This is a genomic window from Nostoc flagelliforme FACHB-838 (genome assembly GCF_014698065.1).
Classification (GTDB): Bacteria; Cyanobacteriota; Cyanobacteriia; order Cyanobacteriales; family Nostocaceae; genus Nostoc; species Nostoc flagelliforme_B.
In genome coordinates this window covers 1-5392 of the sequence record NZ_JACJSI010000385.1, presented here as the reverse complement: position 1 = coordinate 5392, position 5392 = coordinate 1, and the positions used below count along the sequence as shown (strand labels likewise).

Sequence of the window (5392 nt, the reverse complement as noted above, 5' to 3'; positions counted from 1 at the left end):
GACCATCTCCATATCTGGTTGCTGTTGAATAGCAGTAGTGATGCCGAGTCTGAATACCTCTTCATCCTCAATAAGTACTAATCGAATCATATAAAGTTTTGATTGTTTTGATTGTTAGATACTAAAATATTTATATCACAGTTATTGATGTTAAGTGTTTTAATTTTTATATATACAAACGTAAAATGAAAACAGTTACTTTAGAAAAGTATGGCAGTCCAAATTAAGTAAAAGTATTAGTACTAAAGTCTGAGTGAATAAAAATTTTTTCAGTCTAAAATAAAAATATTCTAGAATTTAAAATCTAATTGGCATTCATAAAAGTAGCGAAAATCACAATCTATCTTGGAAAGCATATATGCAGCAAGAATCTCTAAGCAAGCAATTGGATCTTTCATCTCTGTTACATGATGTATCAAGCAGTTTTCGAGCCACATCATTAGTGCTGAATCAGATAATTGATGGTGCTTATGGACACTCTTTAGAAGAAATCAGACCTTTTTTAAAAGGTTTGCAAGAAATGAATGAGCGAGGACTGGGCTTGGTTGATAGAAGAACGCCTTTTTTAGAACCTAATCTAACAACGTTAGTGCAGTTTGATATGTTAGATATTTTACAAAAGCAATATTTTCAATACAAGGTAATAGCACAGTATCATTCCTTGAATCTCCATTATGAAACACAAGTAACATACAAGCATGGAACGCAAGTACAGGGTGACAGCATCAGTATCGACAGAATGCTATGCAATCTTTTAACAAATGCTATTAAGTACACTATAGAGGGAGATATCTTTTTAAGACTGCTCAATCAAGAAGATGATTTAGTCATTGAGATTGAAGATATCGGTTGTGGGATTCCCGCCGAACAACTCTCCAATATATTTATTCCGTTTTGGAGATCGTCCCAAAACATATCAGATAAGCCAGGGATAGGAATGGGATTGTATATTGCTTGGATAGTAGCTTATGCTCACGGACTGAGTATGAGGGTGGATTCAGTAACTAAACAAGGAACCAAATTCACCATTATATTTCCTTACAAAGGTGACGGGATATATGGGGTTGATGGTAGGATGTGCCTCAAATAACAGAGGTGAGTTAATGCGTTACTTATATGATGTGAAACTTTGGGACAGGATTGAAACAGGAGTAGAATTTCTAATTTTTGCGGCTTTGATGATAGCGGCAATTATCAAACTGGGTAACAGCGATTTTTTACAAGCATTGTTTTACATAGTATTAGCTGTCATTATCTCACCCTGGTCACAATTCGAGCGGGTGACTAAGCGATATGTTTTAGTAAGTGCGTACATTCTTGGGTTGTTTGTCGGGTATTTTAGTTAGTCTAACTCTGGGCCGTCAGAAGATGGCTCGTTTTGTTGTTGCTGTGGCGGTGGCTGTTGCTGTTGCACTCTTATATCGAAGTTGATCAGCTTTTGTGTTTCTTGTGGTGAAAGGTGATTGTGTATTACTTTGTATTCTTCCTTGGCATCTACTTTATAAGCACTAAAAGCCGATTGATTATCACTTTTGCGCCAAACAGTCAGACGCTGCATACCTTCTCTCATCAACAAATTTAATTGATAAGCCATGCCTTCATAGACTCGACCGCCAATAGTATCTTGTCCCTTTGTAACGATAATATTCATTAGTGCAGGAATAAGAGACTTTTTAACAACCTGATTATTTTCAGTCTCAACCAATTTTGACTGTTGGCTGTCAACAAAAGGCAGTTTGCGCCCTTTAGTTTCTAATATCTGCTGCAAGAATGTCTTTTTCTTTTCATTGATCAAATCTTCAACTCTTGTTGAGTTATCTATATCTGGCGTTTCCTCGGATTTATTTAAACCAAATTTTTGAGCGTACTCTTGGTAGTATTTTTCCTTAAGGGATTGCCTGTAATCTTCAGTACTTTGAGCATTTTGGGACACAGATAAAGTATTTCTCACCTCACTAATAAGATGTTCACCAACAGTCAGCTTGCCAGTTTGCTGAATTTTAGATTGAAATTCTAAATGTCCTTGCGCTACAGTCTCATGACTTGAACCATCTTTTTCTAACTGCTCCCAATATTGTTTTAAAACTGGATGTAGTGGTAGCACAGCGTTGTCTTGTTTTGGAGAATTAAAGCTTGCTTCTTGTGGGTTTGATTGTGTCTTGCCATCTGGTGCGTTGGGCGTAGATTGAGTAGATTGGTGTGACTGCTCCTCGTCTAAATTACGGGTAATTTCGGGATGAACGGGCAAATCAATGTCACGGGTATCTGTCGGGTTGCCTAACATTGCTTTGTAATTAATATGCAGTTTTTGAGCCAATAATCTTAACTTCTCCAAATCAGCTTCAGTGATAGCCAAAGTTTTGACTTGATGAGTCATACCAGTGTCAGTTTTCTCAAACTGAAAGCGAACAGCTTCCCGATTTGTACCATTGTGTTCAGTTTTGAGTAATTGCAGAGTAGATGTATTGTCAATTGAGCTTAGTTTCAGGCTTCGTTTCATAATCAAAGCAGATTTTGATTTCTCTACCAGAAGTTGCGAAAACAGCTAACTCATCAGCCAGATAGGAATCACCAATTTTCTTGCCCCACTCGTTTTTAGGTGAGCGATAGCCGGAGGAAATTCCCGGTAGCCCAATGGCAGCATAACCCTGGCTTAACAGACTAGCCGCCTTCTTCGCCCCCTCTGTAATGACGAGTGGGATATTGTGTTTATACACACAATACCAAAAACCACTCAAGCGATCGCTATCGGTGGGGTTTACTCCAGCTTTTGAGTAAATATTTTGGGCAATTTCCCCTGGAACATCTAGTAAGAAAATACTCAAATCAACTGATGGTGGATGCTCATATTTGATGAACTTGCCTTCAACCACAACAGTGAACCCATCTTTTTTCACGGTTTTGGGTCTGGGGCGGTTTGGCTTATAGCATCCCCATTCTTTAACTTGAGGTTGCTCACCAGGGGTAAGATTAGCAAATGTGCGCGGATCTACTCCGGAATTACACCACCAGCCACCTGCATCTAAGTGGGAATAGAGTTCTAAAAGCCTAGTAGAGAGGCTACCTGTATTTGTACGTGAGAGTTTGTCGCTGATCATGAGCCGTTCCCAAGCTTCATGTTCGCCACCGACATAGCTAAAATGAAGACTAGAGAAGTTGAGATGTGCAATTTCTGGTGCGATCGCACTGCCTACTACTAGCTCGTGCCAATGTTGCGGATCAATGTGTTCTGGGTGATGAGGGATATGTTGAGTATTTTGTGGCTCAAGTTTTTCACTAGTTATGGGAATTGTGTGGTCGATGACAATCTTTGTTGTTAAATTATCATCTGCAAGGTCATAAGAACTAATCACTCTTATCTGGTGACTCTGGTTATCAACTTCATTGTTGGCGCTGGTTTGGTTAATCAAATCCTCATCTACAAACTCAGAGGAATTATCAACACTCTCTTGATGTGATTGTGATAATGTATCTTTAAGTTCATCTTCACCTGTTAAAAAAACATTTCTCTGGATAGAAGGATTTAAATCTAGATTTTGTTGGTCTTGAATAGGTACATATTCCTGGGGATTTTGAGAATTGAATGGTATAGTTAAAAACTCAACAGATGTGGCAGAAGGCGGAAGAATTAAGGGGGAATTGGGGTTGGGTAAAACTGGAGGTAAATCAGGAACAGGAGGAAAAACTGACGGTGTTATATCATTACTACCGGGGAGAAGTTTAGGCAATAAATATGCCATCATCTCTTCTACTTGTTCTATTTCCTCATCTGTTACACCTTCAAAGTTACCTTTAGACCATTTCCAACCACCATCCTCATCAGGAGTAAGAAAATAAGTTTCTTCTCCTATTTCAATTCGACATTTTAAATCAATAGCTGATTCGATTGATTTATAAATAAACTCTCCTAAAGGATAAATAAAAGCTCTAATAAAATGCTGACTAGCTCTAGCGTAAGCGGAAGTGAGTTGCAAATGTCGTTCATCAAACATATTTTTTGTTAATTATTTATATACTGTGCCTTGTGCTGTACTCTTGTTTAAGAACAACAGTTGCAGCGGATCTGCAAATATTTATTATTAGCAGGGTTTTCTAAGATCCGAGAACAAGATTGACGTAAAACCTCATATTGTTGCCAGTTAGCCCCCAAGCATTTGATATCGATGAGCTTACCTTGGGGTGTAATGCGATTAAAAATAATATGAATATAAATATTGCCCTTTTGAATATCTAAAAAACAGATATACTGCAAATCATGCCAGCCGATACCGTGAATATATTGGTTAACAATTTTCAGACAAGATTCTTGATTTAGTTGGATGTAAGTGTTTTTTAAGCTGATGATAGTATATATGCCCAAATTCCTCAGCTTTCGTCTAGTTTTAGATAAAGTCTTAAACTCCTGAATAATTTGTCGGGGAGGCAGACTAATATCAATAAAACTACCATTCGCTAAAATCTTTTCTTGAGATAGTGTTTGAATTAGTTCAAAATTGCTAATTTTTAATTCTTCAATAGTCATTTTCATAACAATCAAATTCCACTGTCAGATTTGTTTTGATTAATCATGCTGCCGACTTCTTTGAATGTTAGTCCAGAATTATTAGAAATAGCTTGAGGATTTTCGGGAAGCGGAAAGCGTGAATCAACTTGCTTAACTCGCAAAGCTAAATCTTGCTGTGAGGGAAATTTCTGTGTACTCTTTCTAGCTAGTAAACTGACAATTCTTGCCCATTTAAGCTGATTGTATTTATCAATATTTTTGAGTGACTCATTAATTTTGATAGTTTTGAGTAAAGGAACAGACCCCTCCTTTTGATTGGCATAAGCCGGATTAATAAAAACACATTTGCCAGCAATTAGTTTGAGAAACTGAGCCGATTCAAAAAGCTTTCTAGTTTTTTCTTGGTCACTAATACTAGTGCTATTATTTTTACCCCCAGTAGAACGGCTTTTTTGCTTGTACTTAATCTCTTCATCACCTAAGAAGCTGGAAAACAATTGCGCCGACTCGTTCTCACCAGGATTAAAGATGAATTTAGTGCTGCAAGCGCCAAGGATAGCTTTAGCAATATCCTTACCGTAGTTCTTCTCAAGCTGCCCCATATTTTGGAAGCCGATAATACCGCAGAAGCCCTCAGAACGAGATTCATTCAGCCATCTATATAAATCAGGCAGATAAATAGACGGTAATTCATCCAGTGCAACGATCAGTGGATCTTTCAGGGCAAACGCATCTAAATATAGTACACGTATACTAAGAAGCCAAGAAAGGTAGCGATCGCTTTGGAGATGGAGGTTGAGCAATGAGGCTTTGATGATAAAGTCATTCTAGAAGTAGAGGAAAGCCCCTAAAAAAGCGTGAAGCTCAAGCCGAAAATTACGATTGCTG

5 protein-coding genes and 1 pseudogene are annotated in these 5392 nt (G+C 37.8%); 2 read left to right on the top strand and 4 right to left on the bottom strand.

All coding sequences use genetic code 11. From position 1 onward, the window contains the following. The first annotated feature begins 358 nt into the window (after positions 1–358). Both H6G97_RS44405 and H6G97_RS44400 read left to right on the top strand, forming a co-directional pair. Complete coding sequence (locus H6G97_RS44405) at positions 359–1090, top strand: sensor histidine kinase (protein ID WP_190946848.1); 732 nt, start codon at positions 359–361, stop codon at positions 1088–1090. A gap of 13 nt (positions 1091–1103) precedes the next feature. Continuing rightward, positions 1104–1346 (top strand): hypothetical protein, encoded by a 243-nt coding sequence (locus H6G97_RS44400; protein WP_190946847.1) that lies wholly within the window; start codon positions 1104–1106, stop codon positions 1344–1346. Here H6G97_RS44400 and H6G97_RS54125 read toward each other — a convergent pair. The 4 genes and pseudogenes from H6G97_RS54125 to H6G97_RS44385 all read right to left on the bottom strand — a co-directional run. Continuing rightward, positions 1343–2500, bottom strand: a complete 1158-nt coding sequence (locus H6G97_RS54125) for a hypothetical protein (protein WP_242056038.1) — start codon at positions 2498–2500, stop codon at positions 1343–1345. The two genes, H6G97_RS44400 and H6G97_RS54125, sit on opposite strands and share 4 nt — an antisense overlap. Next, entirely contained in the window at positions 2469–3992 is a 1524-nt protein-coding gene (locus tag H6G97_RS54120; protein WP_242056037.1) for a DUF3854 domain-containing protein, read from the bottom strand. The genes H6G97_RS54125 and H6G97_RS54120 overlap by 32 nt, the downstream gene beginning before the upstream one ends. Positions 3993–4039: 47 nt before the next feature. After that, complete coding sequence (locus H6G97_RS44390; RefSeq protein WP_190946846.1) at positions 4040–4528, bottom strand: relaxase/mobilization nuclease domain-containing protein; 489 nt, start codon at positions 4526–4528, stop codon at positions 4040–4042. A 5-nt stretch (positions 4529–4533) separates the two neighbouring features. After that, positions 4534–5223: pseudogene (locus H6G97_RS44385) on the bottom strand (type IV secretory system conjugative DNA transfer family protein); the annotation flags it as partial. Positions 5224–5392 lie beyond the last annotated feature (169 nt).

What these genes read in the sequence shown, in the direction of transcription:
- H6G97_RS44390 (WP_190946846.1), bottom strand. Translation starts at nt 4,528, where the DNA reads ATGAAAATGACTATTGAAGAATTAAAAATTAGCAATTTTGAACTAATT.
- H6G97_RS54120 (WP_242056037.1), bottom strand. Translation starts at nt 3,992, where the DNA reads ATGTTTGATGAACGACATTTGCAACTCACTTCCGCTTACGCTAGAGCT.
- H6G97_RS44405 (WP_190946848.1), top strand. Translation starts at nt 359, where the DNA reads ATGCAGCAAGAATCTCTAAGCAAGCAATTGGATCTTTCATCTCTGTTA.
- H6G97_RS54125 (WP_242056038.1), bottom strand. Translation starts at nt 2,500, where the DNA reads ATGAAACGAAGCCTGAAACTAAGCTCAATTGACAATACATCTACTCTG.
- H6G97_RS44400 (WP_190946847.1), top strand. Translation starts at nt 1,104, where the DNA reads ATGCGTTACTTATATGATGTGAAACTTTGGGACAGGATTGAAACAGGA.